The following is a 24958-nucleotide window of genomic DNA, read 5'->3' as shown; positions in this document are numbered from 1 at the left end:
ATCATGGCTTTAGCAAGAAGCGACAGAAGACAGCGCATCAAGTACCGGATTCGGAAGAAAGTAGCCGGAACAACAGAAAAGCCTCGCCTTTCAGTATTTCGTTCAAATGCCCGCATTTATGCACAGGTAATTGACGATACAAAAGGAGAAACGTTGGTCTCTGCTTCATCTATTGAACTTGATACTACCGGTAAAGCAAGTGTCAACGCAGAAGATGCGAAACAAGTAGGCATTAAATTGGCTGAAAAAGCAATTGCAGCCGGTGTAAGTTCAGTTGTATTTGACCGAAACGGTTATTTGTATCACGGCAAAGTAAAAGCATTGGCAGACGGCGCTCGCGAAGGGGGTCTCAAATTCTAATAAGATATGTCAAACAGTATCAAACCTCTTAAATACAACGAGGCAGACCTGAAAGAAAAGGTTGTGGCTATAAACCGCGTTGCCAAAGTAGTAAAAGGTGGTCGTCGTTTTAGTTTCTCGGCAATCGTAGTCGTAGGTGACGGCAAAGGAGTAGTAGGTTATGGATTAGGTAAAGCTAATGAAGTAACTGATGCTATTGCAAAAGGAATCGAGGATGCAAAGAAAAACCTCGTACAGGTTCCTCTCTTAAAAGGAACAGTTCCTCATGAGATGCACGGTAAATTTAGTGGAGGTCTGGTTTTTGTTAAGCCCGCCGCCCCTGGTACAGGTGTAATTGCAGGAGGTGCTATGCGTGCTGTTCTTGAAGCCGCAGGTGTACACGACGTGTTAGCAAAATCAAAAGGATCATCAAACCCTCACAATGTAGTGAAGGCAACCATTGATGCACTTCTTAAGATGAGAGCTCCTCACCAAGTTGCATTCCAACGTGGAGTAAAGTTGGCCAAAGTATTTAATGGATAATCTTTTGGGAACATGGCAAAGGTAAGAGTAACACAGGTTAGAAGTAAGATTGGACGTCCTGAAGACCAAAAGCGCACTTTAGCTGCTTTAGGTTTAGGAAAAATCAGTCGCAGTATAGAGATTGAAATCAATCCTGCCATTTCCGGCATGATTCAGAAAGTAAATCATTTGGTGAAAGTCGAAGAGATCTAATTGGCATACGACAATGAATCTTAGCTCATTAAAACCGGCTTCGGGCTCGGTTAAAACAAAAAAACGCCTAGGTAGAGGGCATGGCTCAGGAATGGGCGGTACATCTACGCGTGGACACAAAGGTGCGCAATCACGTTCAGGCTATAGCCAAAAAAGTCACTTCGAAGGAGGGCAGATGCCACTTCAAAGACGTGTACCTAAATTTGGTTTCAAAAACATTAATCGCGTAGAATACAAAGCGCTCAATCTTGATTCAATTCAGGCATTGGTTGAAAAAACGAATGTAACTGTCATCGACATTGAAGTATTGTACAGCAACGGTTTAGTTTCAAAAACTGACTTAGTAAAGATTCTTAGCCGCGGTGAATTAAAAGCTGCTGTTGAGCTGAAAGCACATGCTTTCTCAAAAGCAGCAGCAGAGGCCATCGAAAAAGCAGGCGGTAAAGCGGTTACTTTGTAATCTTACCAAAGATTTTTTGTAACTTTGCCTGATTTTTTCACGGGTAAATCTAACAAACGCATGAAACGGTTTATACAGACCTTAAAAAATATCTTTTCAATCGAAGAGTTAAAGAACAGAATCCTTTACACTCTTCTTTTGATTGCGGTTTATCGGCTTGGTTACTATATCGTCCTTCCGGGAGTAGATAGCAGTAAACTCAATATCGATACATCAGGCTTACTAGGCTTGTTAGATACATTTTTGGGAGGCGCCTTCAGTAAGGCTTCTATCTTCGCGTTGGGTATCATGCCCTACATTTCTGCTTCAATTGCCATTCAGTTATTAACAATGGCGCTTCCGTATTTCCAGAAAATGCAGAAGGAAGGAGAATCGGGTCGTAAGAAGTTAAACCAAATCACACGCGTCTTAACCATCTTTGTTACCATTGCTCAGTCGATAAGTTATTTACAAACTACTATTTCGACGGATGCTCTTTTGATCAGCCGTACTGCCTTTACAATATCTTCAGTATTTATTCTGACAGCCGGTACGATTTTTTGTATGTGGTTGGGAGAAAGAATTACGGATCGCGGTATTGGCAACGGAACATCAATGTTGATCATGATCGGGATTGTATCACGTTTTCCAAGAGCAATTTATCAGGAAGCAGTTTCGAGAGGAACAGGAGAAGCGTTGATTTTTGTACTTGAAATTGTAGCATTGTTCTTAGTTGTAATGTTTGCAGTAGCATTGACGCAGGCAGTTCGTCGAGTACCGATTCAATATGCAAAGCAAGTTGTGGGGAATAAGGTAATGGGCGGTCAGAGACAATATTTGCCTCTAAAACTTAATACCTCAGGCGTAATGCCAATCATTTTTGCGCAGGCTCTAATGTTTATTCCATCGCTTATTGCCGGATTGTTCGCTGAGAAAAGTGATTTTGCAAGCTCTATTGCAAGTACTTTTAATGACTATACCACTTGGCAATATAATGGACTTTTTGCTACCTTAATCATTGTCTTTACATTTTTCTATACTGCAATCGCGATCAGTCCGCAGCAAATTGCAGATGATATGAAGAGAGGAGGAGGATTTATTCCGGGAGTTAAGCCGGGCCTTTCTACTTCCGATTTTATCGCTACAGTATTGGATCGGATTACGTTACCCGGTGGGATTCTTTTAGCAGTGGTAGCTATTCTGCCATCGCTGGCAAGTATGACCGGTATGACGAGAGAGTTTGCTCAGTTCTTTGGAGGTACATCTTTGCTGATTTTGGTAGGTGTTGTACTTGATACATTGCAACAGGTCGAAAGCTATCTCCTCATGAAACGCTATGAAGGCTTAATGAAGTCGGGTCGTGTAAAAGGACGCACTGAAACGGTAGCGGTATAATGACAAAAATGATTTTTCTTAAATCAGAAGAAGAAGTTTTACTGATTAAAGAAAGTGCGCAAGTCTTGGGGAAAGCCCATGCAGAGGTGGCAAAGTGGATAAAACCCGGAGTAACTACGAAGCAATTAGATAAAGTAGCTGAAGAGTTTATCAAGGACCATAAAGGATTGCCTTCTTTCAAAGGATATAACGGTTTTCCTGCTGCGCTTTGTATTTCGTTAAACGATATTGTGGTACATGGTTTTCCAAGCCAATATCAATTGCGGGAAGGAGATATTATCTCAATTGATTGCGGAGTAAAATTAAACGGATTTCATAGTGACAGCGCTTATACCTACCCTGTAGGAAATATAAGTCCGGAAGTAATGAATCTTCTGAAACGTACCAAACAATCACTTTATTTAGGGATTGAGCAAGCCACAGAGGGGAAGAGAGTAGGAGATATCGGCTATGCAATTCAATCTTATGTTGAAAGGTTTGGATACGGTGTAGTAAGAGAACTGGTAGGACACGGTGTTGGACGTAATTTACATGAAAGTCCGGAAGTACCAAACTATGGTAAAAGAGGTCAGGGGCCTAAGTTAAGAGAAGGAATCGTGATTGCAATAGAGCCCATGATCACCTTAGGAAAAAGAGCCGTAGTGCAGGAAAAAGATGGATGGACCATTCGTACTACTGACCGTAAACCTGCCGCTCACTTTGAGCACACGGTATTGGTTAGGAAGGGTAAAGCAGAAATTTTAACGACGTTTAAGTACATAGAAGAAGTAACCGAAAATACGACGTTAATGGTAAGCGTCTAATTCACTTACCGAAAAGCAGTATATGGCAAAACAAGGACTCATCGAAGTAGACGGAATTATAGTAGAAGCGCTCTCTAACGCTATGTTTCGAGTACAACTGGAAAACAAACATGAGGTTATTGCTCATATCTCCGGTAAGATGCGAATGAACTATATTAAGATTTTGCAAGGTGACAGAGTAAAATTAGAGATGTCGCCGTATGATTTGTCAAAAGCACGGATTATTTACCGATACAAATAATAGTCACTTGATTATAGATTATTGGTTATAAAGACCGAACATCTTAAATCCAAAATAAATACGACAATGAAAGTAAAAGCGTCTATTAAAAAGCGCAGTGTTGACTGTAAAGTGATTCGCCGCAAAGGCAAACTTTATGTTATCAACAAGAAAAATCCAAAGTACAAACAAAGACAAGGATAATCATAAGATATGGCACGTATTGCAGGTGTTGACATTCCGGACAAAAAACGTGGAGAAATCTCGTTGACTTACATCTACGGGATTGGCCGTAGCTCTGCTCGCAAAATTTTGGAGAAAGCCGGAATCAATTTTGACAAAAAAGTAGCTGAATGGTCTGACGAAGAGTCTAACGCTGTTCGTGGAATCATTAACGGTGAATTTAATACTGAAGGTGCGCTTCGTTCTGAAGTTCAGCTGAGTATCAAACGGTTAATGGATATTGGTTGTTATCGTGGTTTGCGTCACCGTAAAGGGTTGCCTGTACGTGGACAAAGAACTAAAAATAATAGCCGTACTCGTAAAGGCAAGCGTAAGACTGTAGCCAATAAGAAGAAAGCTACTAAGTAGTAAGTAAAGTTATCCGTTATCTGTTAATGGTTAATTGGGAACATTTGTAACAGATAACTATTAACAGACGGTTCGCCGCAGCGATAACAACTAACGATTAACATTACAAAAAAATGGCTCAAAATAAGCGTAAAGATAAAGCTAAAAAGCGCGTTGTACAGGTGGAGCAAGTGGGTCAAATTCACATCAGAGCTTCATTTAACAACATTATTATCTCGGTTACCAACTTGTCCGGACAAGTAATTTCCTGGGCATCAGCGGGTAAAATGGGTTTTAAAGGATCAAAGAAAAATACTCCTTATGCTGCTCAAACAGCAGCCCAAAGCTGTGCACAGGTTGCATACGACCTTGGAATGCGTAAAGCAGAAGTCTTTGTAAAAGGACCGGGTTCAGGTCGCGAATCAGCTATCCGTACCGTACAGAATGTAGGAATTGAAGTTACTACAATCAAAGACATTACTCCGCTACCTCACAATGGTTGCCGTCCACCCAAACGTAGAAGAGTTTAGTTTTTAAATTTTTATAAGGCCGTAAGGACAATCCGCAATTTGGACACTGGGGTTGCTGGATTGTTCCTACGGTAATTTTTGTGTTTAAATAAATCAAAATCAAATGGCACGGTATACAGGTCCAAAGTCAAAGATTTCGCGTCGTTTTGGTGAGGCCATCATGGGTCCCAGCAAGGCGCTTAACAAAAAGAATTATCCTCCCGGTCAACATGGCCGTGGACGTCGTAGCAAGAAGTCAGAATATGCACTTCAATTGCAGGAAAAGCAAAAGGTAAAATATACCTACGGAATCTTGGAACGTCAATTCCGTAACCTATTTCATCGTGCAGCGGTTCGTGAAGGAATTACAGGGGTAAACCTTTTAAAACTTTGTGAAGCTCGCCTTGACAATACTGTTTACCGTTTAGGAATTGCTCCTACTCGTCGGGCGGCTCGTCAATTGGTAAGCCATAAGCACATTACGATCGACGGTGAAGTAGTAAACGTTCCTTCTTTCTCGTTACGTCCGGGTCAAACCGTAGGCGTTCGTGAAAAATCGAAGTCGCTCGAAGCAATTACTGATAGCTTGGCGGCACGTACAGCTACTACAAAACGTTTCAATTGGCTTGAATGGGATAGCAATTTATTGGTTGGTAAGTTTGTTCAATATCCGGAACGCGATCAGATCCCGGAAAATGTGAACGAGCAGGCAATCGTCGAGTTGTACTCTAAATAGTCTTAAATTATTACAAAACCCATTTGATGTGGTGTTTCCATATCAGGGGTTTTGTTTTTGTGTGTTTGGTAAAACATACTTTTTTGCGGTTAATTACCGCCCTTCGGACTCTAAAAAAACTGCTAATCCTATGTCTATTTTAGCATTCCAAATGCCCGACAAAGTCGTAATGGAAAAAGCCGACGATTTTCACGGGTTGTTTGAGTTCAAGCCACTGGAAAAAGGCTTCGGTGTAACCATTGGAAATGCGTTGCGTCGTATCCTGCTTTCATCGTTGGAAGGCTATGCCATCACCAGCGTGAGATTCCCCAGTGTGCTCCACGAATTCTCTTCGATCGAAGGGGTTGTGGAAGATGTTACCGAAATCGTGCTGAACCTTAAGATGGTTCGCTTTAAAAAGATTTCGGAAATGGTTGATAACAAAATCACAGTAAGTGTTAAGAACCAATCAGTGGTGACGGCCGGCGATATCGCCAAGTTTACGTCTTCATTCCAAGTTTTAAACCCTGATTTAGTTATTTGCCATATTGACGACCAAATGACTTTCGAGATGGAAATCCTGATTGAAAAAGGTCGTGGTTATGTACCCGCTGATGAACCGCGTAATCAGGAATTGCCCATTGGCCATATTCCCATTGACGCGATTTACACACCCATCAAAAATGTTAAGTACAGCGTTGAAAATACGCGCGTTGAGCAGAAAACTGACTACGAAAAACTGTTAATTGAAGTGACAACCGACGGGTCAATCCACCCGGAAGAAGCACTGAAAGGGTCAGCTTACATTTTGATTCAGCACTTTATGTTGTTCTCAGATCAAACCATGACGTTTGAAACTCAGAAAAACGACGAAGTAAGCGAAGTAGATGAAGAAATGTTGCGTATGCGCAAACTTTTGAAAACGCCTCTTGCTGACCTTGATCTGTCAGTTCGTGCTTACAACTGTCTTAAATCAGCCGACATCAAGACCTTGGGAGACCTTGTGAAACTTGAAGTTGCCGATATGATGAAGTTCCGCAATTTCGGTAAGAAATCACTCACTGAATTGGAACAACTTGTCGCTGAGAAAAATCTGGTATTCGGTATGGATGTTGTGAAGTACCGTTTGGATGAGGACTAAGTAATTATGGGCTTCGAAAGCCTGATCTGAAAATAGATCAGGTTCTTTCGAAGCCTAAATTTTAAGTAAATGTTTCACCGGTTAGTATTCTGAAGCGCGTGAACCGCAGCTCGAAGCTAATCACAAACTCAAACCAATGAGACACGGTAAGAAAGACAATCATTTAGGACGTACCTCCTCGCACCGCAGTGCATTACTGCGTAACATGGCGTCGTCTTTGATCTTACACAAGCGCATTCAGACAACATTGGCAAAAGCCAAAGAGCTTAAAAAGTACATTGAGCCAATTTTGACAAGAGCGAAAGAAGATAATACGCATAATCGTCGTATCGTTTTCTCTTACATCCCTGAGAAGGATGTAGTAAAAGAACTTTTCAGTACAGTATCTGACAAAATCGCTGACCGCCCGGGTGGTTATACCCGTATCATCAAATTAGGTACTCGTCAGGGAGATGCCGCTGAAATTTGCTTGATAGAGTTGGTTGATTTCAACGAAACGTTATTGACTGCTGCTGAAGAAAAAACAACTAAAACACGCCGTAGCCGTCGTGGAGGTAAAAAAAGCGCCGATGCTGAAACTTCTGCCGTAGAAGTAAAAGAAGCAAAAGCTGCGCCGGTAGTTGTTGAAGAAGCACCTATCATAGAAGCTGAAGCTACTCCTGCGGGTGCAGACGATCTTGAAATTGTGGAAGGAATTGGGCCAAAAATCGCAGAAGCGCTTGCCGAAGCAGGTGTAACTACCTTTGCTCAGTTGGCTGATATGACCCCTGAAGCTATTCAGGAAATCGTATCTGCAGCAGGTATTGGTTCAAAAAGCCCCGCAACATGGCCGCAACAAGCTGCCCTTGCTCGTGATGGCAAGTTTGATGAATTGAAAACTTGGCAAGACGAATTAAACGGAGGCCAAGAATAACTTTTATCATTGATACTTTTAAGAAATGAAGAAAAGTTAAAATATTAAAAAAGGGGGTTAAACGAAAGTTTAGCCCCCTTTTTTTGAAATTTGCAAAATCAAACCCGGTTGGACGTAGACGGCTAGGAACAAATATGATACTCCGCTCGTTTATTAAGACCATTAACTATACAATACCAATCAAAAAATGAGTTCTCAACAACCGGCACTCTTACTTCTTGAAGACGGAACAGCACTGAGAGGTTTAGCTCTTGGTAAAATCGGCACCATGGGTGGTGAAATTTGTTTTAATACCGGTATGACGGGTTATCAGGAGATTTATACAGACCCCTCTTACTTTGGACAAATTGTAGTTAACACAAATTCTCACATTGGCAATTACGGTGTACAGTTGGAAAACGAGGAAGAATCAAACTCGATCAAAATAAGCGGGATGGTTTGTAACTCATTTTCGCAAATTTACTCGCGAAAAACGGCCGACTTTTCACTTCAAAACTATTTTGAAAAAGCCAATATCGTTGGGATCAGCGAAGTTGATACCCGCCAATTGGTACGGCATGTAAGGGAAAAAGGAGTAATGAACGCCATTATCTCATCCGAAATTTTGGATGAGAAAAAATTGATGGAATACCTGAAAGAGGTTCCGAACATGGATGGATTGGAATTATCCTCAGTTGTAAGCACGAAAGAGCCCTATTTTATGGGCGATGAATCAACGGCTCGCTACCGCATAGCCGTTATGGACTACGGTATTAAAAAAAGCATTTTATTGAACTTGACTCGTCGTGGATGTTTCTGCAAAGTATTTCCGGCTAAAACGCCTGTTGAGGAAGTATTGGCGTGGAATCCTGATGGCTTTTTCATTTCAAACGGCCCGGGCGACCCTTCGGCAATGCCATACGCAGTGAAAACAGTACAGGAATTTTTGGAAACCAACAAACCACTCTTCGGTATCTGCTTAGGACACCAGATATTGGGCTTAGCCAGTGGAATTTCTACTTTCAAAATGCACCATGGTCACCGGGGATTAAATCACCCGGTTAAAAATTTCCGAACAGGATTGTGTGAAATTACCTCCCAAAATCACGGTTTTGCGGTCAGTCCGGCCGAAATTGAAGCCCATCCGGATGTAGAAGTAACGCACATCAATCTGAATGATAAGACAATTGAGGGCATCAAAAGAAAAGACAAACCCGCGTTTTCGGTGCAATACCACCCGGAAGCTTCTCCCGGCCCTCATGATTCACGTTACCTTTTTGATGATTTTGTAAAATTATTTGAAGCATAAAATTTCAATATATTGTTTTCAAAAAGCTCCTTACCAATGGCAAGGAGCTTTTTGATTTTAACAGTAAAGTAAGTATAATAGCTTTGCATTCCGCATGACAGTAATTTTGAGGGTAGCCCTGCTTTTGTGAGGGCAGCTTTTTCCATTTAGTCCTTATTCATTAAGGCGATTTGCGGAAATTGCGTATTGCCACTTACTAAGCCTTTAAACCGAAAAATGAAAAATTACCTGTACACTTTTTCAATCATCGTTGCGGTGATCATTGCCTACAATTTCCCTCAGTATTTTATTGAAATCAATGGATTCAAATTAAAAGGGTTGATCGTGCCTTTACTCCAAATCATTATGTTTGGAATGGGAACAACCATGAGTTTTGAGGATTTTATCGGAGTGGTTAAAACACCAAAAGCAGTATTTATCGGTATTATCGGGCATTATATGATCATGCCCACACTGGGATACATCATTGCCAATTCCTTTGACTTTGAACCCGAAATTGCGGCCGGGATTATTTTAGTAGGATGTTCGCCCAGTGGTTTGGCGTCCAATGTTATTTCATTTATTGCCAAAGCCAATGTCGCACTTTCTATTACAGTTACTGCCGTTTCGACACTTTTGGCTCCGTTACTTACGCCATTGTTGATGAAATTACTGGGGGGACAGTTTATTGAAGTCAATTTTTTGGATATGGTATGGGAGATTTTCAAAATTATTATTATTCCGGTAAGCATTGGCTTCCTGATTAACAAACTTACCAAAGGGCGTGCTGAATGGCTTCAAAAAGTATTGCCGATTATTTCAATGGTGGGAATTGCGCTGATCATTGTGGTCATTACTGCCGCCGGCCAAAAAGACCTGCAAAAAGTAGGTTTTCTGTTGATCATATGTTCTTTGATCCATAATTGCTTCGGATATTTTTTTGGGTATTGGGCAGGAAGAGCTATCGGCTTAAATGAACAGGACAGTCGGACAACCGCCATTGAAGTAGGCCTGCAAAATGCCGGTTTAGCTTCAGGGTTAGCAAATCAAATGGGTAAATTGGCTACCGTAGGACTTGCTCCCGCACTTTTTGGTCCTATTATGAACATAACAGGTTCATTGTTGGCAAGCTGGTGGAGTAAGAAACCGATTGAAAATGTTGCTTCAAAATAAAGACACAAATTATCAGTAAAAGAATTAATGACGCAATTTAAAAATCAGGTGGCAATCGTAACGGGTGCCGGACAAGGCATTGGCTTGGAAATTGCCCGACAGTTGGCCGAACAGGGAGCCGCAGTACTTCTCAATGACCTTGATGATGAACTTGCCGATACGGCAGCCGCATCTATCCAAAAAGTAGGTGGAAAGTGTATGGCCTACAGTGGTAACGCGGCAGATGTGGACTTTGTACGGGAAATAGTAGACGAAGCGGTAAATGTATTTGGTAAACTTACCATCATTGTTGCCAATGCCGGTATAACAACTTTTGGCGATTTCTTTGATTATACGCCCGAGTCTTTGCAAAAATTACTGGATCTAAACCTTCGGGGAAGTTTTTTCTTAACGCAGGCAGCGGCTCGTCAGATGCGTTTGCAGGGAGAAGGAGGACGTGTTTTATTGATGTCGTCTGTAACCGGGCATCAGGCACACCAATTTTTGGCGGCGTATGGTATGACCAAAGCAGCACTCGAAATGCTGGCAAAAAGTTTGGTTGTTGAACTTTCCCCTTTTGGTATCACCATTAATGCCGTAGCCCCGGGCGCAACCATGACCGAACGCACTGCCGAAGACCCCGAATATGAAAAGACCTGGGGCCGCATTACACCGATTGGCCGCCCTGCAAAAGTGCAGGATATTGCCCATGCGGCCTTATTTCTGGTTTCGCCGCAGGCAGGTCATATCACAGGGCAATCGTTGGTCGTTGACGGTGGATGGACAGCGGTAAGTCCTTCGCCTTATAATGGGTAATTGATAATGGAAAAAGCAATTATCATTTTCTTGGTTACGGCAGGAATTAGTTTTACGGGATCATTACAAATAGGCCCCTTAAGTCTAACGGTGGTTCAAACGGTGTTGCAACGGCACCTAAGGGCCGGTTTGTTGGTCGCATTGGGAGGCTGTATACCGGAATTTATATATGCCACTGCCGCAGTTAGAGTAGGGATGTGGTTGGAAAAAAATCCTGAAATCTGGCGAATGATGGAGTGGGCATCCATCCCGATCCTGATCCTGATAGGAGTTATGTTGCTGCGTAGTCCCGGTCAACCTTTAAAAGTAACGGCATCGAATAAGTCTCATTCCGATGTATTGAAAGGCTTTACATTGGCAATGTTGAATCCTCAGCTTTTTCCGTATTGGTTGTTTATTTTGGTCCAATTTCAGGGATATAAGCAATTAAATGTTGAACAGCCGGCCGAACAGATCGCATATGCAGCAGGGGCCTCATTGGGGGCGGCAGGTTTATTGAGCGGAGTAGCTTATTTTACAAATCGTTATCGGGAAAGACTGCTTAACAGATTAGGCAAAATAAACCTTAATAAGGTGTTGGGCGGGATATTTATAGCACTTGCGGTCGTCCAGTTTATTAAACTGATGCGCTAAAAAAAGCGGTAAGCTGTCTCAGACAGCTTACCGCTTTTTTACTTCGATTTGCAATTAAATCAAAAAGTAACGGAGAATTATTTCTTGCCGTATTTTTTGAAGAATTTATCAACACGACCTGTAGTATCGATCAAAGTGTTTTTGCCGGTGTAGAATGGGTGAGATTCTGAACTAACTTCCACTTTGTAAACAGGATATGTTTTTCCTTCGAAATCAACTGTTTCTTTGGTAGGTGCGCATGAACGCGTAATGAATTTGTGATCGCTCGACAAATCCCAAAAAACTACCTCTCTGTAATCCGGATGAATGCCCTTTTTCATTTCTGTATCAACTATTTATGATGTTACTGTGCTTTTTCTAAAACGGGACGCAAAGATAGTAACTTTTTGAAAATCAAAAAAATATCTAAAAAAAGAAGTTATAAACGGAAAGTGCCGAAAAAAATCAAAGTGCTTATTTACAGCATATTATATATTTATTGGTTTTTAACTTTCCTATCCGGAAACTGCATTCGAAAAATTGATAAATTGCATCAAACTAGTTAAAAATATGACTAACCCCAGTGTTCATTATCGGGCGTGCAATTTATGTGAAGCTATTTGCGGATTAGAGATCACTTACGTTGACAATCAGGTTGTGTCAATAATCGGGGATAAAAAAGATTCGTTCAGTCGTGGTCATATTTGTCCTAAAGCATTGGCATTGAAAGATATATATGAAGATCCTAACCGCCTCAAGCTTCCGTTAAAGCGATCTGAAAACGGTTGGAAAACAATTTCTTGGGAAAATGCCTTTGATGAAATAACCAACAAGATTAAAGCCGTTCAAATACGCAATGGAAACAACGCCGTAGCCATGTATGCAGGCAATCCATCGGTGCACAATTCCGGTACTTTTCTGTCCGGAACGAGTCTCATGCGTGTTTTGAAAACCCGAAATATTTATTCAGCTACTTCCGTTGATCAATTGCCGCATCATTTTGCGGCTTGGCAAATGTTTGGGCATCCTTTTCTGCTGCCCATTCCCGACATTGACCGAACGGATTTTTGGCTGATCATGGGCGGTAATCCCATCGCTTCAAACGGAAGTCTGATGACGGTTCCCGACGTGGGCAATCGCTTAAAAGCAATTCAACAAAGAGGCGGCAAAGTAGTCGTGATAGATCCGCGTTTTACCGAAACGGCCACTAAAGCCGACGAGCACCATTTCATCCGACCGGGCACGGATGTCTTTTTATTGTTAGCCATGTTGCAGGTCATTTTTGCAGAGGGGTTAGATAAAACGCCCGATTTTGTCACAGGATTGGAAGAATTAAAACATATCGTAGTGGAGTTTTTACCCGAAAAAGTAGAAGCTCAGACAGGCATTGCGGCAGATTCAATCCGAAGTTTGACCAGAGCTTTTGCCAATGCGCCCTCAGCCGTAGCTTATGGGCGTGTAGGGCTTTCGATGCAGGCATTTGGAGGAGCGTGTCAATGGTTGTTAAACGCACTGAATATAGTAACTGGGAATATTGACCGAGCGGGCACAGCTATGTTTACACATCCTGCCGTAGACATATTGGCTAACCCTAAAGGTTTGTATGATAAGTACAATCGTTACCAAAGTCGGGTGCGCGGTTTGCCGGAGTTTATGGGAGAACTTCCCGTTTCGGTATTGGCGGAAGAAATCTTGACCGAAGGAGAAGGACAAATCAAAGCCTTGATAACCAGTTGCGGTAACCCTATTCTATCAACGCCCAATGGTCGTCAATTAGATAAAGCATTGGAAAGTCTGGAGTTGATGGTTGCAATTGATATTTACGTTAACGAAACAACGCGCCATGCCGATTATATTCTGCCACCGGCTACGGGCTTAGAAGTAGCTCATTATGATTTGACCTTTAATGCCTTAGCGATTAGAAATGTTACGCGTTTTTCGGAGCCGTTGTTTCCAAAGGCAGAAAATGCTAAATACGACTGGGAGATTTTTCAGGAATTAGCGGCGCGGCTATCAGGAGATTATTCCGCAAAAACGGCTTCTGCACCGCAAGATCCGCATAGTAAAGTAGACATGGGGTTGCGTTTTGGAGGTTATCAATTAAGTTTGGAACAACTTCGTCAACAACCTCACGGGATGGATCTGGGGCCGCTTCGACCGGATTTGCCGAATCGTTTGCAGACGCAGGATAAAAAGATTCATCTTGCGCCTGAACTTTTGAGAAAAGACGTGGCCCGTATCAAAAAAGTGTTGGAGCAAAGCCTTTCAAATTCAGACTTTGACTTATTGCTGACCAATCGTCGGCATTTGCGGGATAATAATTCTTGGTTGCACAACTCACAGCGTCTCGTAAAAGGACGTAATCGTTGCACATTAATGATGCATCCTGATGATGCTATGCAGCGCAACATTGCCGAAATAGATGTCGTAAAGATCAGCTCCCGCGTGGGAGAAGTGGAAGTTCCGGTGGAAATTACGGATAAAGTAATGAAGGGAACGGTGAGTTTACCGCACGGGTATGGACACGGTCGCGAAGGTGTACAACTTTCTGTGGCGCAATCACACGCCGGAGTGAGTGTTAATGATTTGACCGACGACTTGGTTATTGATGAATTGACGGGTAATGCCGTTTTTGTCGGAGTGCCTGTGCGTGTTGAAGTTGTCGAGGTGGTTGGAAATACTGTCTGATAAGACTAATTTTGCCGCTTCGCATTTCATAAAACGTTGAGTTGCGAAAGCTGATGTATGTATAAAAACAAAAAAGTAATCATTGTGATGCCGGCCTATAAGGCATCACTTACCCTCGAAAAAACGTATCTTGAAATACCTTTTGATCTGGTCGATGAGGTGATTTTGGTCGATGATGCCAGTCCGGACAATACCATAGAAGTAGCAGAGCGTTTAGGCATTAAACATGTGATTCGCCACGATAAGAATAAAGGCTATGGCGGCAATCAGAAGACCTGTTATTCGAAAGCACTTGAACTTGGAGGCGATATTGTGATTATGCTTCACCCTGATTATCAATATACTCCGTTGTTGCTTACGGCCATGATTTCCATCATTGGCAATGGATTATATCAAGTTGTATTCGGATCACGCATTTTGGGAAAAGGGGCGCTTAAAGGTGGAATGCCGATGTACAAATACATTGCCAATCGGTTTTTGACCCTCGCACAAAATATCTTAATGAATCAAAAGCTCTCGGAATATCATACAGGATACCGAGCATTCTCCGGAGAAGTATTGCGAAATGTTCCTTTTCATAAATGCGATGATGATTTTGTGTTCGACAATGAGATGATTGCGCAGATTTTTTGGAAAGGGTACGAAATCGCCGAAGTAACGTGCCCGACAAAGTATTTTGACGAAGCCTCTTCCATTAACTTTACACGAAGCATGAAGTATGGTTTGGGCGTTTTAGGCGTATCAAGCCGTTATTGTTTGGCAAAACTGGGTCTTTGGAAATGGAACTTGCTGGAAAACCAATAAAAAAAGCCCAACGTCAATTGGGCTTTCTCTTTATAATATTTAGGTGATGGCTGCTTACGCATCTTTCCATCCAATGGCGCAGCCAACCGCTTTGGTTTGCGTTGCTACTACCGGTTTGCCGCTTAAGATATTTGAAACGGCATCTTCTACGTATCTTTTGGTTACACCACTTGGGTCCTGATAATTGTCGTCAATGGTTCCAATGTATTGAACGGTGAATTTGCCGCCGTCATTACGCAACACAAAAACGTGAGGAGTGCGGGTAGCGCCAAATGCTTTTGCGATGGCTTGCGTATCATCCTGTAAATACGGGAATGTATACCCTTTTTCCTGCGAACGTTTTTTCATGTTATCAAACGAATCTTCTTCGTAATCACCGGCATCGTTTGAATTTATGGCTACCAAGGGAAAACCCTGCGAAGCGTATTTTTTATCCAAACCCATGATGCGTTCTTCGTAGGCTTTTGCAAATGGGCAGTGATTGCAGGTAAATACCACGATTACTCCTTTTTTATCTTTGTAGTTGGACAAAGCAACAACGTTACCGTCCACGTTTTTAAGCTTAAAATCAGCGACGGTTCCTCCTATCGGATAGCCCGTAGGAGAGGCTTGGGCGCGCTCTTGTCGGAGCACCAGACTGACCAGTATACCTAAGGTCAGTGTTATGATGAATGAGATCCAAAATTTCTTTTTCATGCTAGTTCAGGTAAGTACCGTTTTGACATTATTCTATTTAAAAGTCACAGAAAATCAGAGAGTTCCTTCACCAAACGGTCATATTCCAGTTTTTGTTCAAAAAAGACCTTTTTCTTCTTTTGGTTGTTTACAATCAATGTTGCCGGAATCGCTCCCGACCATTCTGCGCTTACTTTATCAATCCAACTGTTGGCATCAGGTTCGTTCAATACCCAAACCTTGCTTATCAACTGACGTTTATTCACAAACGGAATGACCCGCGTTGTTAAATCCTTTGCAAAATCCATGCTAACCAATACTACTTTGACATTTTTGTCTTTAAAATTTCGCTGAACCTCTTCAAAATAAGGGATTTCCGTCACACAGGGCTTACACCAAGTAGCCCAGAAATTAATAACAAAGGTTGTGTCGGAAGACTGTGACAAAATGTCTTGAATTTCTTTCCATTTTACCACTGTCACTTCTTGAGCCTGAACTGATTGCAAACCAATAAACAACACTATTCCGCACACACCAATGATTTTTCTCATTACCCTGTCGTGATTTACTAACATAAATTTAACTCATTAAACGATATGTTGTAACTTTCGGTGCTTATTAAAGACCAAAAGTTATAAATTGATTTAAAAGAGTTGTGATTGCCGAGGCCCCAACTTATTTAAATTTTTACAATCCCATGACTTACAATGCCTTCTATCAAAAAAATTCTTGTTGCCAACCGTGGTGAAATTGCCTTACGGGTAATGCGTACCGCCCGTGAAATGGGTATTAAAACAGTCGCCGTTTATAGCGAGGCTGATCGCACGGCGCTGCACGTCAGATACGCCGATGAGTCGGTGTGCATTGGCCCGGCGGCTTCTTCCGAATCCTATTTGCGGGGAGATAAGATCATTGAAGTGTGCAAACAGTTGGGAGTAGATGCGATTCACCCCGGTTATGGATTTCTTTCCGAGAATGCCGGGTTTTCTCAAATGGTCAAAGACGCCGGACTGATTTTCATTGGACCTTCGGCCGAGAGCATTGAGATCATGGGCGATAAATTATCGGCTAAACGGACCGTGGCAAAATACAATATTCCGATGGTTCCGGGCACGCCTGATGCCGTTGAAGATCGTGCCGAAGCAAAAAAAATAGCGAGTCAAATCGGTTACCCGGTCTTGATCAAAGCAAGTGCAGGCGGAGGAGGTAAGGGAATGCGTATCGTTGAAAATGAAGAAGAGTTTGATGAGCAAATGGAACGTGCTGTCAGTGAAGCTATTTCTTCGTTTGGGAACGGATCCGTTTTTGTGGAAAAATACGTAGCTTCTCCCCGTCACGTAGAAATTCAGGTGTTAGGAGATCAACACGGTAATATCATCCATTTGTTTGAGCGGGAGTGTTCTGTCCAGCGTCGCCATCAAAAAGTAGTTGAAGAAGCACCTTCTTCGTGCCTGACGCCCGAAATTCGCGAAGCAATGGGTAAATGTGCCGTAGATGTGGCGCGTTCGTGTGGGTATTATGGGGCAGGAACGGTGGAATTTATTGTTGATGAAAAGTTGAATTTCTATTTTCTGGAGATGAACACGCGTTTGCAGGTAGAACACCCGGTATCGGAAATGATCACAGGTGTGGACTTGGTACGGCAAATGATCTATATCGCCGAAGGAAAAACGTTGGAAATAAAGCAGGAAGATCTGAAAATAAACGGACATGCAATGGAAATCCGCGTCTATGCCGAAGATCCAGCCAATAACTTTTTACCTGATGTGGGAACGCTGCAAACCTACGTTCGTCCACAGGGAAATGGAGTAAGGGTAGACGATGGATTTGAACAGGGCATGGCCATTCCGATTTACTATGACCCCATGATTGCCAAACTGATCACCTATGCTTCCACGCGCCAGGAATCCATTGACAAAATGGTTCGGGCTATTGATGAATACAACATCTCAGGAGTACAGACCACATTAAGTTTTTGCCGCTTTGTAATGCTGCATGAGGCTTTTACTTCCGGCAATTTTGATACACATTTTGTGAAACATTATTTTACGCCCGAAGTACTTAAACACGCAACGGACGAAAACGAAGCGCAGATCGTAGCGGCGTTAGTAGGATATTTAATGGAACAGACAAAAAAAACCACAAATGTGGCGGAAACAGTATCCGTAAAAAGTAAGTGGAAAGCTAATCGCATGCATTAAATAAGACTTTCCAAGTTTTAGCTATCAAGCCATTTATAATCAACAGCGTCAAAACTTGGAAAGTCTATATTAGGTCTTTTCTTTAGCGACTTTCTTTTAAGCAGCGTATAGCACGAATCCTGCCATAGTCATCAGAAAATAAGGAACCAGTGTAGCCGCGCCTGCGTAATCTCGGGCGACACGTTGCCCGAAAAATAAACAGATCAGAGAAATGCTTCCCAAGCCCATTCCTGAAGCCGCAACGGTAGAGCCTGCATCATTTCCACTCAAAAGCAACAGTAATCCCAGTAAAGAAGCCAACCCCGCCGATGTTTCAAGCAAGGTAATAACCGGCATCAACAAACCTACGGTAGAAGCAAGGGGAGACTTTTTGAAATGGTCTTTAAAATAATCCAAATTTCCTTGGTAATGAAAGACTTTATCCAACCCTGACTGGGTAAAAAGGATTCCGTTGAAAGCCGCAAAAAATAGTTTGGAAAGGAATAATACAGAAAATCCAAAAAGTTCCATAGATAGTAATGTTGTAGGTTTTAGGCGTGTACAAATTTCGCGGTTTTCGGCAATTATTTCGTGCATTTAAACTTTTTATCAAATAACGTAGTTAAATTTACGAAACAACAACTCCTTCATGCTCTTCAGCCGGCGCATACGACAAACCATCGCTAACAGTATCTTGGTCCTTTTTACCTTGATGTTGTTGAATGGTATTGTATTCCGACACGCGCACAAGCTGTCAAGCGGTAAAATAATTACCCACGCTCACCCTTATAAGTCCTCTAATTCCAATTCGCCTTTTCAGCCCAACGATCACACGAGCAATGAGCTTTTTTTGTTGGATTCCGTTACCAATGCGGTATTTGTTGGATTGACGCTGACGATTGTATTAGCGAGCGTAAAAATTATTGAGATCATCTTTTCTCAATATTTCTCTTCCTACGTATTAACAGCCTATCGTAAGCCATTCTTTGGCGATTTCTCCCATCGAGGTCCCCCCGCACATCAGTGTTAATGATTTTAATTGCTTTAGTGAATTTTTCGTGTCAAAACCAATGACAGGGATTGACGTGAAGGTATCACATCATTATTTATTTACACTGATTATCAATGAACAAAATATACGTATTGCTGGCATTTTTGCTGGTACAACTTTCTGTGTATGCCCAAACAGGAAGTATTAGGGGAACTGTCACCGTGAAAGGAAAACCGCTCGAATTTGGAACGGCAGCTTTAAAAGGAACCCAATATGGTACAACCACCAACGAGCAGGGTGTTTTTGAGCTTAAAAATGTAAAATATGGTACCTATCAGTTAGTAATTTCGTCCATTGGTTACCGCAACATTACCAAGGCAATCACCATTTCAGAGTCTAAATTTTTTCAGGAGTTGACTTTCCAAACCGAAGAATTGGAAAATTCACTGAATGAAGTGGTGGTCACGGGTACGATGAAAGAAGTGTCAAAATTGGATAGCCCCGTTCCGGTTGAAATTTATACTCCCGTTTTCTTTAAGCGAAATCCTGTTCCCAATCTTTTTGAATCACTTCAAAACATCAACGGAATTCGTCCGCAATTGAACTGTAACGTTTGTAATACCGGCGATATTCACATTAATGGTTTAGAAGGACCTTATACCATGATCATGATCGATGGGATGCCCATCGTTTCGGGCCTTTCGACAGTATATGGTTTGAGTGGTATTCCGAGCGCATTGATTGAACGGGTGGAAATCGTAAAAGGCCCTGCTTCTACGCTATACGGCTCTGAGGCAGTTGGAGGTCTGATCAACGTAATTACGAAAAAACCTTCTACGGCTCCTTTAGTCTCGGCCGATGTTATGGGGACTTCCTGGTCAGAGTTTAATACTGATTTAGGGGTTAAGTATAGATTAGGTGAAAAAGTGCAGTCTTTGTTTGGGTTAAATTACTTTAATTTTCAAAAACCTACTGACAAAAACGGCGATGGTTTTACGGACATTACGCTTCAGAATCGAATCTCATTATTCAATAAAATCAGCGTTGAACGAAAAGACAATCGCATATTTACGATCGGTGCGCGCTATGTGTACGAAAATCGTTGGGGCGGACAAACGCAATGGACGCCTAAATACCGAGGCAGCAATGAATTGTATGCCGAAAGTATCTATACCAAGCGTTGGGAAGTAATAGGGGCCTACCAATTACCGATCAAGGAAAAGATTACCTTCCAGTTTTCTGCCAACGGCCATAATCAAAATTCTTTTTATGGTACTACTCCCTTCAACGCGCAGCAAACCATTGCTTTTGGGCAATTTACGTGGGATAAGAAAGCGGGCGAAAATCATGACCTGCTCATAGGAACGGCACTGCGTTATACCCATTATGACGACAATACCACCGCTACGAGTCTTGATGGTCGCAATGCACCTTCAAAAGTGGCGTTGCCCGGTATCTTTGCTCAGGATGAAATTACGCTAAACACCAACAATAAACTGTTATTGGGACTTCGCTATGATTACAATTCCATTCATGGAAACATTCTGACGCCCCGTTTGAATTACAAATGGACATCAACGGATAAAAAGAATGTTTTCAGAGCCAGTTTTGGAAATGGTTATCGTGTAGCCAACGTATTTACCGAAGATCACGCGGCGCTGACGGGCGCGCGGCAGGTAGTGTTTACCGAAGCACTTAAGCCGGAACGTTCCTGGAACGGAAATTTAAATTATGTGCGTAAATTCTTCCTTTCAAACGGGAGCTTTATTGGCTTGGATGGGACTGTATTTTATACTTACTTCAACAATCGCATTATTCCTGATTATTTAACTGATCCAAACAAGATCATTTACAGCAATTTAGCAGGCAATGCCGTTTCGCGGGGAATTTCATTGAATGTGGATTTCTCGTTTGCCAACGGTCTCAAAGCGATGGCGGGTGCAACGGCGATGAATGTATTCCAACGGCAAGAAAATGCTGCGGGTAAACTGGTGAAAAAGACACAATTACTTACTGAGAAATTCACGGGAGTGTGGTCGATTTCGTATTCTTTCCAACGCATCGGTTTGTCGATTGATTATACAGGAAATCTATATGGTCCCATGAAATTGCCGATTTTAGGCCCATTAGACCCGCGTCCGGAATATTCGCCTTGGTGGAGCCTGCAAAACATTCAGTTGACCAAGAAATTTAACAGCGGTCTGGAAATTTATGGCGGTGTAAAGAACCTGCTCAATTTCACGCCAACCGCTGCCGCTATTGCCCGAGCGTTTGATCCTTTTGATAAGCAGGTAACATTTGGCCCTGACGGACAGGTAGTTCCAACGGCTAATAACCCTTATGCCTTAACGTTTGATCCATCGTATGTGTACGCACCCAATCAGGGCATTCGTACATTTTTGGGCGTCAGATATAATTTCTTCAAATGAAAAAAGGCATTCTCATCCTGTTTATGGCTTGGTTTGGGCTTACTGCCGTTCAGGTAAAAGCCCAAACCCTGCAATGGACTTCCTTTGAGCATTTAAACGACAGCTTACGTAAAGAACGGCGCCCTTTGTTGATCTTTATCCATACGGATTGGTGCAAATACTGCAAAATGATGGAGGTGAAGACCTTTACCAATCCTGAATTGATCAAGCAATTGAACAAACATTTTTACTGTCTTGACCTCAATGCCGAACAGGCGAAAACCATTCCTTTTTTAAATCGAAACTATAAGTTTAAGCCGAGTGGCGTCAATACCGGAATCCATGAATTGGCCGAGTTGTTGGGAACTGAAAAAGGTAGATTGACGTATCCCACTACGGTTTTTTTTGACGAAAATTTACAGCTTCAAAGCCGATTGGTGGGAGCGTTGGAAGCAAAACAATTGCTTCAATTATGCGAATAAGATAACAATTTACCCTGATTTTTATCATTACATTCAATGAAGTCCGGCACCTATCTTGCCGGACTTTTGTTTTCCCGCTATGCCAAAATTACTCGAAACCCGCGAAGACGTTGAACTGATGGTCAATCAGTTTTACCAAAAAATCCGACAAGAGCCGGAACTTGGGCACATATTTGAAGACGTTGCTCAGATCAATTGGGAATTGCACTTGCCGAAAATGTATGACTTTTGGGAAGGTATTTTGTTGGGAACCGCCAATTATGCCGGTCGTCCGATGCCACCGCATTTTCGCCTGACTACAAAATATACCCTGACGCCTGAGCATTTTGATCGTTGGCTGCATCTGTTCTTTGAAAATGTGGACGAATTGTTTGAAGGCGATATCGCTGCCGAAGCTAAGTATCGTGCTTACAGCATTGCGACCATTATGAACCAACGTGTGCAGCAGGTAAATGCGCAGATTTCTTCAGAAAATTGATTGTGAAGTAATTAGCCCGGCATAGTTTTTTGGATGTTTTTTGTAACGATGAAGTTTTTAATTGTACAATTAAAAGAATGTTAATGTATAACTAATTGGTATTCATTGACTTTAATTGGATTTATTTTATACCTTTGTGTCGCAAACCAAAACCAACAAAAACACTATGGCTATTGCAAAGCAATTTTTGAAAAGCAAACCTGTCTGCAAAGTAACGTTCTCACTTTCTTCTGACGTAGTAGCAGATGCGAAAGATGTAGCAGTATTGGGCGAGTTTAACGACTGGGCTACCGAAGCCGCTACCAAATTGAAAAAACAAAAAGATGGTTCATATAAAGCAACGGTCGAATTGGAAACAGGAAAAGAGTATGCTTTCCGTTATTTGATCGATGGCGCTACCTGGACCAACGACGAAGCCGCTGACAAATATATCCCAAGCGGAGTATCTTACGAAGAGAATTCAGTGATCGTTCTGTAAGAAAAAGAATTTCACAAACGCCTCTTCCTTGTTCAGGGAAGAGGCGTTTTGCTTTTAAAGCGTAATGATCGCCATTGTCAAACGACTTATACAGACCAATTTGCCTTCTTCATTAGTGATTTTTATTTCCCACACATGCGTTGTGCGCCCAATATGAATAGGCGTAGATTTGCCGTATACCCAGCCGCTTTTTACCGCTCGAATGTGATTGGCATTGATGTCAAGTCCAACGGCCTGTTGCTTAGTAACATCGGGTAGCAGTAGGAAAGAAGAAAGACTGCCGAGGGTTTCGGCCAATACGACCGAAGCGCCGCCGTGCAAAATACCGAAAGGCTGATGTGTACGGCGATCAACGGGCATACGTGCAGTAAGAGAATCTTCACCGATTTCCAGGTATTCGATGCCTAATTGTTCGCCGATGGTGTTTTTGTTCCACTGTTGGACTTGTTCGAGTGCAATATTTTTGTTGAACATCGGGAAAAGGGGTATTTTTGTAAACAGAGTTAAAACTCAGGATAATTTCGTTTGATTTTGGAAAGTTTTATGAAATAACTTCCTGCGCAAAACTACAAAGCCTAACATACATTAAACTTAAAATTACCCACAAATTGTCTTCTAAAACTATTTATTTGATTCGTCACGGCGAAACAGATTATAATCGTCGCGGTGTGGTGCAGGGAAGCGGTATTGATGCACATCTTAACGATCTTGGCGTAGCGCAGGCTAACGCTTTTTTTGAAGTTTATCAAAACATACCCTTTGATAAAGTATATACATCAAAGTTGATACGAACGTTACAAAGCGTACGCGGATTTTTAGATAAAGGACTGCCTCATGAAGCCTATGAAGGGCTCAATGAGATCAGTTGGGGAATCAGGGAAGGACGCACACCCAACAGCATGGACAATGACTATTATCGATGGCTGATTACAAGTTGGCAGGAAGGCAAAACCGACCTGCAGGCCGAAGGAGGAGAAAGCCCCGAAGACGTTCAAAAAAGGCAATTGCCCGTCATGGAACTGATCCTTTCCCGCCCTGAAGAAAAAACAGTGTTGGTGGCAATGCACGGAAGAGCAATGAGAGTACTGTTGGCTACTATTTTTAATCGACCTTTGCACCTGATGGATGAGTTTCTGCACACCAATCTGGGCTTATATTTGTTGCAGTACGATTATAATTCAAAAAGCTTTTCCATGCAAAAGGAAAACGATATTGCTCACTTACTATCGCTCGAAACCCTTTGATTATGAATCGTACTCAACTGATTGAACAAATAAAACGAAAAAAATCTTTCCTCTGCGTAGGCCTTGATCCTGATTTAAGAAAACTTCCCAAACATATTCTCAAAGAGCCGGATGCCATTTTTGAATTCAACAAACGGCTTATTGATGCCACAGCGCAATATGCGGTAGCCTATAAACCCAACATTGCCTTTTATGAAGCTTTGGGGCCGCGCGGCTGGAACAGCTTACAGCGCACGTTAGGATACATTCCCAAAGATTGTTTTACAATTGCCGACGCCAAACGCGGTGATATTGGCAATACATCTTCCTTATACGCTCAGGCTTTTTTTGACAAAAGCTCGTCCGGAATGTCGTTTGACAGTATCACGGTAGCGCCCTATATGGGACGTGATTCGGTCACGCCTTTTCTGGAATTCAAAGATAAATGGGTGATATTGTTGGCCTTAACTTCCAATGAAGGAAGTGCGGATTTCCAAACGATGATGATGAATCCGAAACTGTCTCGCAGCGACGATGATGATTTTGGACTTTCAAACAGTCAGGTAGTATTGGATAATGAAAATGAGTATTTGTTTGAACGAGTTATTCGCGTATCACAGGAATGGGGCGGTTCAGATCGTCTTATGTACGTAGTAGGAGCTACGCAGGCGCATATGTTGAGTCAAATTCGTAAGATCGCTCCGTCGCATTTTTTACTGATTCCGGGCGTTGGTGCGCAGGGCGGGAGTTTGGAAGAGGTTTGTAAATATGGCATGAACAAAGACTGCGGATTATTGGTCAATGCTTCGCGCAGCATTATTTATGCTTCTTCCGGAATAGATTTTGCCCAAAAAGCGACCGAAGAAGCAAAACGAATGCAGCAGGAAATGGAACAGCAACTGCGCTCATTTAAGATAATATAAAT

32 protein-coding genes are annotated in these 24958 nt (G+C 42.2%); 27 read left to right on the top strand and 5 right to left on the bottom strand.

The window, feature by feature from the left end:
* Positions 1–3: 3 nt before the first annotated feature.
* From rplR to ACQY73_RS18955, 17 genes are all read left to right on the top strand, one after another.
* Positions 4–360, top strand: coding sequence for a 50S ribosomal protein L18 (gene rplR, locus ACQY73_RS19035; RefSeq protein WP_428653794.1), 357 nt, complete (start codon positions 4–6; stop codon positions 358–360).
* Positions 361–366: 6 nt separating this feature from the next.
* Positions 367–882 (top strand): 30S ribosomal protein S5, encoded by a 516-nt coding sequence (rpsE, locus tag ACQY73_RS19030; protein ID WP_428653792.1) that lies wholly within the window; start codon positions 367–369, stop codon positions 880–882.
* A gap of 12 nt (positions 883–894) precedes the next feature.
* On the top strand, positions 895–1074 hold the full coding sequence (gene rpmD, locus ACQY73_RS19025) for a 50S ribosomal protein L30 (RefSeq protein WP_013927420.1): 180 nt from the start codon (positions 895–897) through the stop codon (positions 1072–1074).
* Between the two features lie 13 nt (positions 1075–1087).
* On the top strand, positions 1088–1534 hold the full coding sequence (gene rplO, locus ACQY73_RS19020; RefSeq protein ID WP_428653789.1) for a 50S ribosomal protein L15: 447 nt from the start codon (positions 1088–1090) through the stop codon (positions 1532–1534).
* 60 nt (positions 1535–1594) lie between these two features.
* A complete protein-coding gene (secY, locus tag ACQY73_RS19015) occupies positions 1595–2908 on the top strand; it encodes a preprotein translocase subunit SecY (protein WP_428653787.1) in 1314 nt (437 codons plus the stop codon).
* 8 nt (positions 2909–2916) lie between these two features.
* On the top strand, positions 2917–3711 hold the full coding sequence (gene map, locus ACQY73_RS19010; protein ID WP_428668501.1) for a type I methionyl aminopeptidase: 795 nt from the start codon (positions 2917–2919) through the stop codon (positions 3709–3711).
* Between the two features lie 22 nt (positions 3712–3733).
* Positions 3734–3952, top strand: coding sequence for a translation initiation factor IF-1 (gene infA, locus ACQY73_RS19005; protein ID WP_013927416.1), 219 nt, complete (start codon positions 3734–3736; stop codon positions 3950–3952).
* 66 nt (positions 3953–4018) lie between these two features.
* Complete coding sequence (gene rpmJ, locus ACQY73_RS19000; RefSeq protein ID WP_428653785.1) at positions 4019–4135, top strand: 50S ribosomal protein L36; 117 nt, start codon at positions 4019–4021, stop codon at positions 4133–4135.
* A gap of 9 nt (positions 4136–4144) precedes the next feature.
* Positions 4145–4522: a 30S ribosomal protein S13 gene (rpsM, locus tag ACQY73_RS18995; protein WP_013927414.1), complete on the top strand. Its 378-nt coding sequence runs from the start codon at positions 4145–4147 to the stop codon at positions 4520–4522.
* Between the two features lie 113 nt (positions 4523–4635).
* Complete coding sequence (rpsK, locus tag ACQY73_RS18990) at positions 4636–5031, top strand: 30S ribosomal protein S11 (RefSeq protein WP_428653782.1); 396 nt, start codon at positions 4636–4638, stop codon at positions 5029–5031.
* Positions 5032–5134: 103 nt separating this feature from the next.
* Positions 5135–5746 (top strand): 30S ribosomal protein S4, encoded by a 612-nt coding sequence (gene rpsD / locus ACQY73_RS18985; RefSeq protein ID WP_428653781.1) that lies wholly within the window; start codon positions 5135–5137, stop codon positions 5744–5746.
* 130 nt (positions 5747–5876) lie between these two features.
* The gene (locus ACQY73_RS18980; RefSeq protein WP_428653778.1) at positions 5877–6866 is read left to right on the top strand and encodes a DNA-directed RNA polymerase subunit alpha; all 990 of its coding nucleotides are present in this window, start codon (positions 5877–5879) and stop codon (positions 6864–6866) included.
* Between the two features lie 136 nt (positions 6867–7002).
* The gene (gene rplQ, locus ACQY73_RS18975) at positions 7003–7779 is read left to right on the top strand and encodes a 50S ribosomal protein L17 (RefSeq protein WP_428653776.1); all 777 of its coding nucleotides are present in this window, start codon (positions 7003–7005) and stop codon (positions 7777–7779) included.
* A 187-nt stretch (positions 7780–7966) separates the two neighbouring features.
* Positions 7967–9067 carry a glutamine-hydrolyzing carbamoyl-phosphate synthase small subunit gene (gene carA / locus ACQY73_RS18970; RefSeq protein ID WP_428653774.1) on the top strand — a complete coding sequence of 367 codons (1101 nt, stop codon included), beginning with the start codon at positions 7967–7969 and terminating at the stop codon, positions 9065–9067.
* A gap of 216 nt (positions 9068–9283) precedes the next feature.
* Positions 9284–10219, top strand: a complete 936-nt coding sequence (locus ACQY73_RS18965) for a bile acid:sodium symporter family protein (RefSeq protein WP_428653772.1) — start codon at positions 9284–9286, stop codon at positions 10217–10219.
* 27 nt (positions 10220–10246) lie between these two features.
* Positions 10247–11014, top strand: a complete 768-nt coding sequence (locus ACQY73_RS18960; RefSeq protein ID WP_428653770.1) for an SDR family NAD(P)-dependent oxidoreductase — start codon at positions 10247–10249, stop codon at positions 11012–11014.
* Positions 11015–11020: 6 nt separating this feature from the next.
* Positions 11021–11647: a LysE family translocator gene (locus tag ACQY73_RS18955; protein ID WP_428653766.1), complete on the top strand. Its 627-nt coding sequence runs from the start codon at positions 11021–11023 to the stop codon at positions 11645–11647.
* Between the two features lie 77 nt (positions 11648–11724).
* On the opposite strand, the gene ACQY73_RS18950 is transcribed toward ACQY73_RS18955, so the two are convergent.
* Positions 11725–11967 (bottom strand): type B 50S ribosomal protein L31, encoded by a 243-nt coding sequence (locus tag ACQY73_RS18950; protein ID WP_428653764.1) that lies wholly within the window; start codon positions 11965–11967, stop codon positions 11725–11727.
* A 229-nt stretch (positions 11968–12196) separates the two neighbouring features.
* Here ACQY73_RS18950 and ACQY73_RS18945 point away from each other — a divergent pair, with 229 nt between their 5' ends.
* Together ACQY73_RS18945 and ACQY73_RS18940 are read left to right on the top strand one after the other, a co-directional pair.
* Complete coding sequence (locus ACQY73_RS18945) at positions 12197–14314, top strand: molybdopterin-dependent oxidoreductase (protein ID WP_428653762.1); 2118 nt, start codon at positions 12197–12199, stop codon at positions 14312–14314.
* 57 nt (positions 14315–14371) lie between these two features.
* The gene (locus ACQY73_RS18940) at positions 14372–15118 is read left to right on the top strand and encodes a glycosyltransferase family 2 protein (protein WP_428653760.1); all 747 of its coding nucleotides are present in this window, start codon (positions 14372–14374) and stop codon (positions 15116–15118) included.
* A 54-nt stretch (positions 15119–15172) separates the two neighbouring features.
* Here ACQY73_RS18940 and ACQY73_RS18935 read toward each other — a convergent pair whose 3' ends face one another.
* A complete protein-coding gene (locus tag ACQY73_RS18935) occupies positions 15173–15814 on the bottom strand; it encodes a thioredoxin family protein (protein WP_428653758.1) in 642 nt (213 codons plus the stop codon).
* 44 nt (positions 15815–15858) lie between these two features.
* Entirely contained in the window at positions 15859–16344 is a 486-nt protein-coding gene (locus ACQY73_RS18930) for a TlpA disulfide reductase family protein (protein WP_428653755.1), read from the bottom strand.
* 156 nt (positions 16345–16500) lie between these two features.
* Here ACQY73_RS18930 and accC point away from each other — a divergent pair, with 156 nt between their 5' ends.
* On the top strand, positions 16501–17994 hold the full coding sequence (accC, locus tag ACQY73_RS18925; RefSeq protein ID WP_428653753.1) for an acetyl-CoA carboxylase biotin carboxylase subunit: 1494 nt from the start codon (positions 16501–16503) through the stop codon (positions 17992–17994).
* Positions 17995–18090: 96 nt separating this feature from the next.
* Here accC and ACQY73_RS18920 read toward each other — a convergent pair whose 3' ends face one another.
* The gene (locus ACQY73_RS18920) at positions 18091–18504 is read right to left on the bottom strand and encodes a DoxX family protein (RefSeq protein WP_428653751.1); all 414 of its coding nucleotides are present in this window, start codon (positions 18502–18504) and stop codon (positions 18091–18093) included.
* Between the two features lie 118 nt (positions 18505–18622).
* On the opposite strand from ACQY73_RS18920, the gene ACQY73_RS18915 reads away from it, so the two are divergent.
* The 5 genes from ACQY73_RS18915 (at position 18623) to ACQY73_RS18895 (ending at position 22810) form a co-directional block, all read left to right on the top strand.
* Positions 18623–19003, top strand: a complete 381-nt coding sequence (locus ACQY73_RS18915) for a hypothetical protein (RefSeq protein WP_428653749.1) — start codon at positions 18623–18625, stop codon at positions 19001–19003.
* A gap of 95 nt (positions 19004–19098) precedes the next feature.
* Entirely contained in the window at positions 19099–21393 is a 2295-nt protein-coding gene (locus tag ACQY73_RS18910; protein WP_428653747.1) for a TonB-dependent receptor, read from the top strand.
* Positions 21390–21854 (top strand): thioredoxin family protein, encoded by a 465-nt coding sequence (locus ACQY73_RS18905; RefSeq protein WP_428653745.1) that lies wholly within the window; start codon positions 21390–21392, stop codon positions 21852–21854. Before ACQY73_RS18910 ends, ACQY73_RS18905 begins: the two co-directional genes overlap by 4 nt.
* 79 nt (positions 21855–21933) lie before the next feature.
* The gene (locus tag ACQY73_RS18900; RefSeq protein WP_428653743.1) at positions 21934–22332 is read left to right on the top strand and encodes a group III truncated hemoglobin; all 399 of its coding nucleotides are present in this window, start codon (positions 21934–21936) and stop codon (positions 22330–22332) included.
* A gap of 166 nt (positions 22333–22498) precedes the next feature.
* Positions 22499–22810, top strand: coding sequence for an isoamylase early set domain-containing protein (locus tag ACQY73_RS18895; protein WP_428653741.1), 312 nt, complete (start codon positions 22499–22501; stop codon positions 22808–22810).
* Positions 22811–22864: 54 nt separating this feature from the next.
* Here the strand turns inward: ACQY73_RS18895 and ACQY73_RS18890 are convergent, their stop codons facing one another.
* Complete coding sequence (locus tag ACQY73_RS18890; RefSeq protein WP_428653739.1) at positions 22865–23284, bottom strand: hotdog fold thioesterase; 420 nt, start codon at positions 23282–23284, stop codon at positions 22865–22867.
* A 134-nt stretch (positions 23285–23418) separates the two neighbouring features.
* Between ACQY73_RS18890 and ACQY73_RS18885 the strand changes: the two genes are divergently transcribed.
* Both ACQY73_RS18885 and pyrF read left to right on the top strand, forming a co-directional pair.
* Entirely contained in the window at positions 23419–24054 is a 636-nt protein-coding gene (locus tag ACQY73_RS18885) for a histidine phosphatase family protein (RefSeq protein WP_428653737.1), read from the top strand.
* A 2-nt stretch (positions 24055–24056) separates the two neighbouring features.
* Positions 24057–24956: an orotidine-5'-phosphate decarboxylase gene (gene pyrF, locus ACQY73_RS18880; RefSeq protein ID WP_428653735.1), complete on the top strand. Its 900-nt coding sequence runs from the start codon at positions 24057–24059 to the stop codon at positions 24954–24956.
* Positions 24957–24958: the final 2 nt, after the last annotated feature.

The organism is Runella sp. (genome assembly GCF_965279615.1).
GTDB lineage: Bacteria > Bacteroidota > Bacteroidia > Cytophagales > Spirosomataceae > Runella.
Note: the sequence above shows the minus strand (reverse complement) of the source record. Positions and strands in the feature narration are given on the sequence as shown.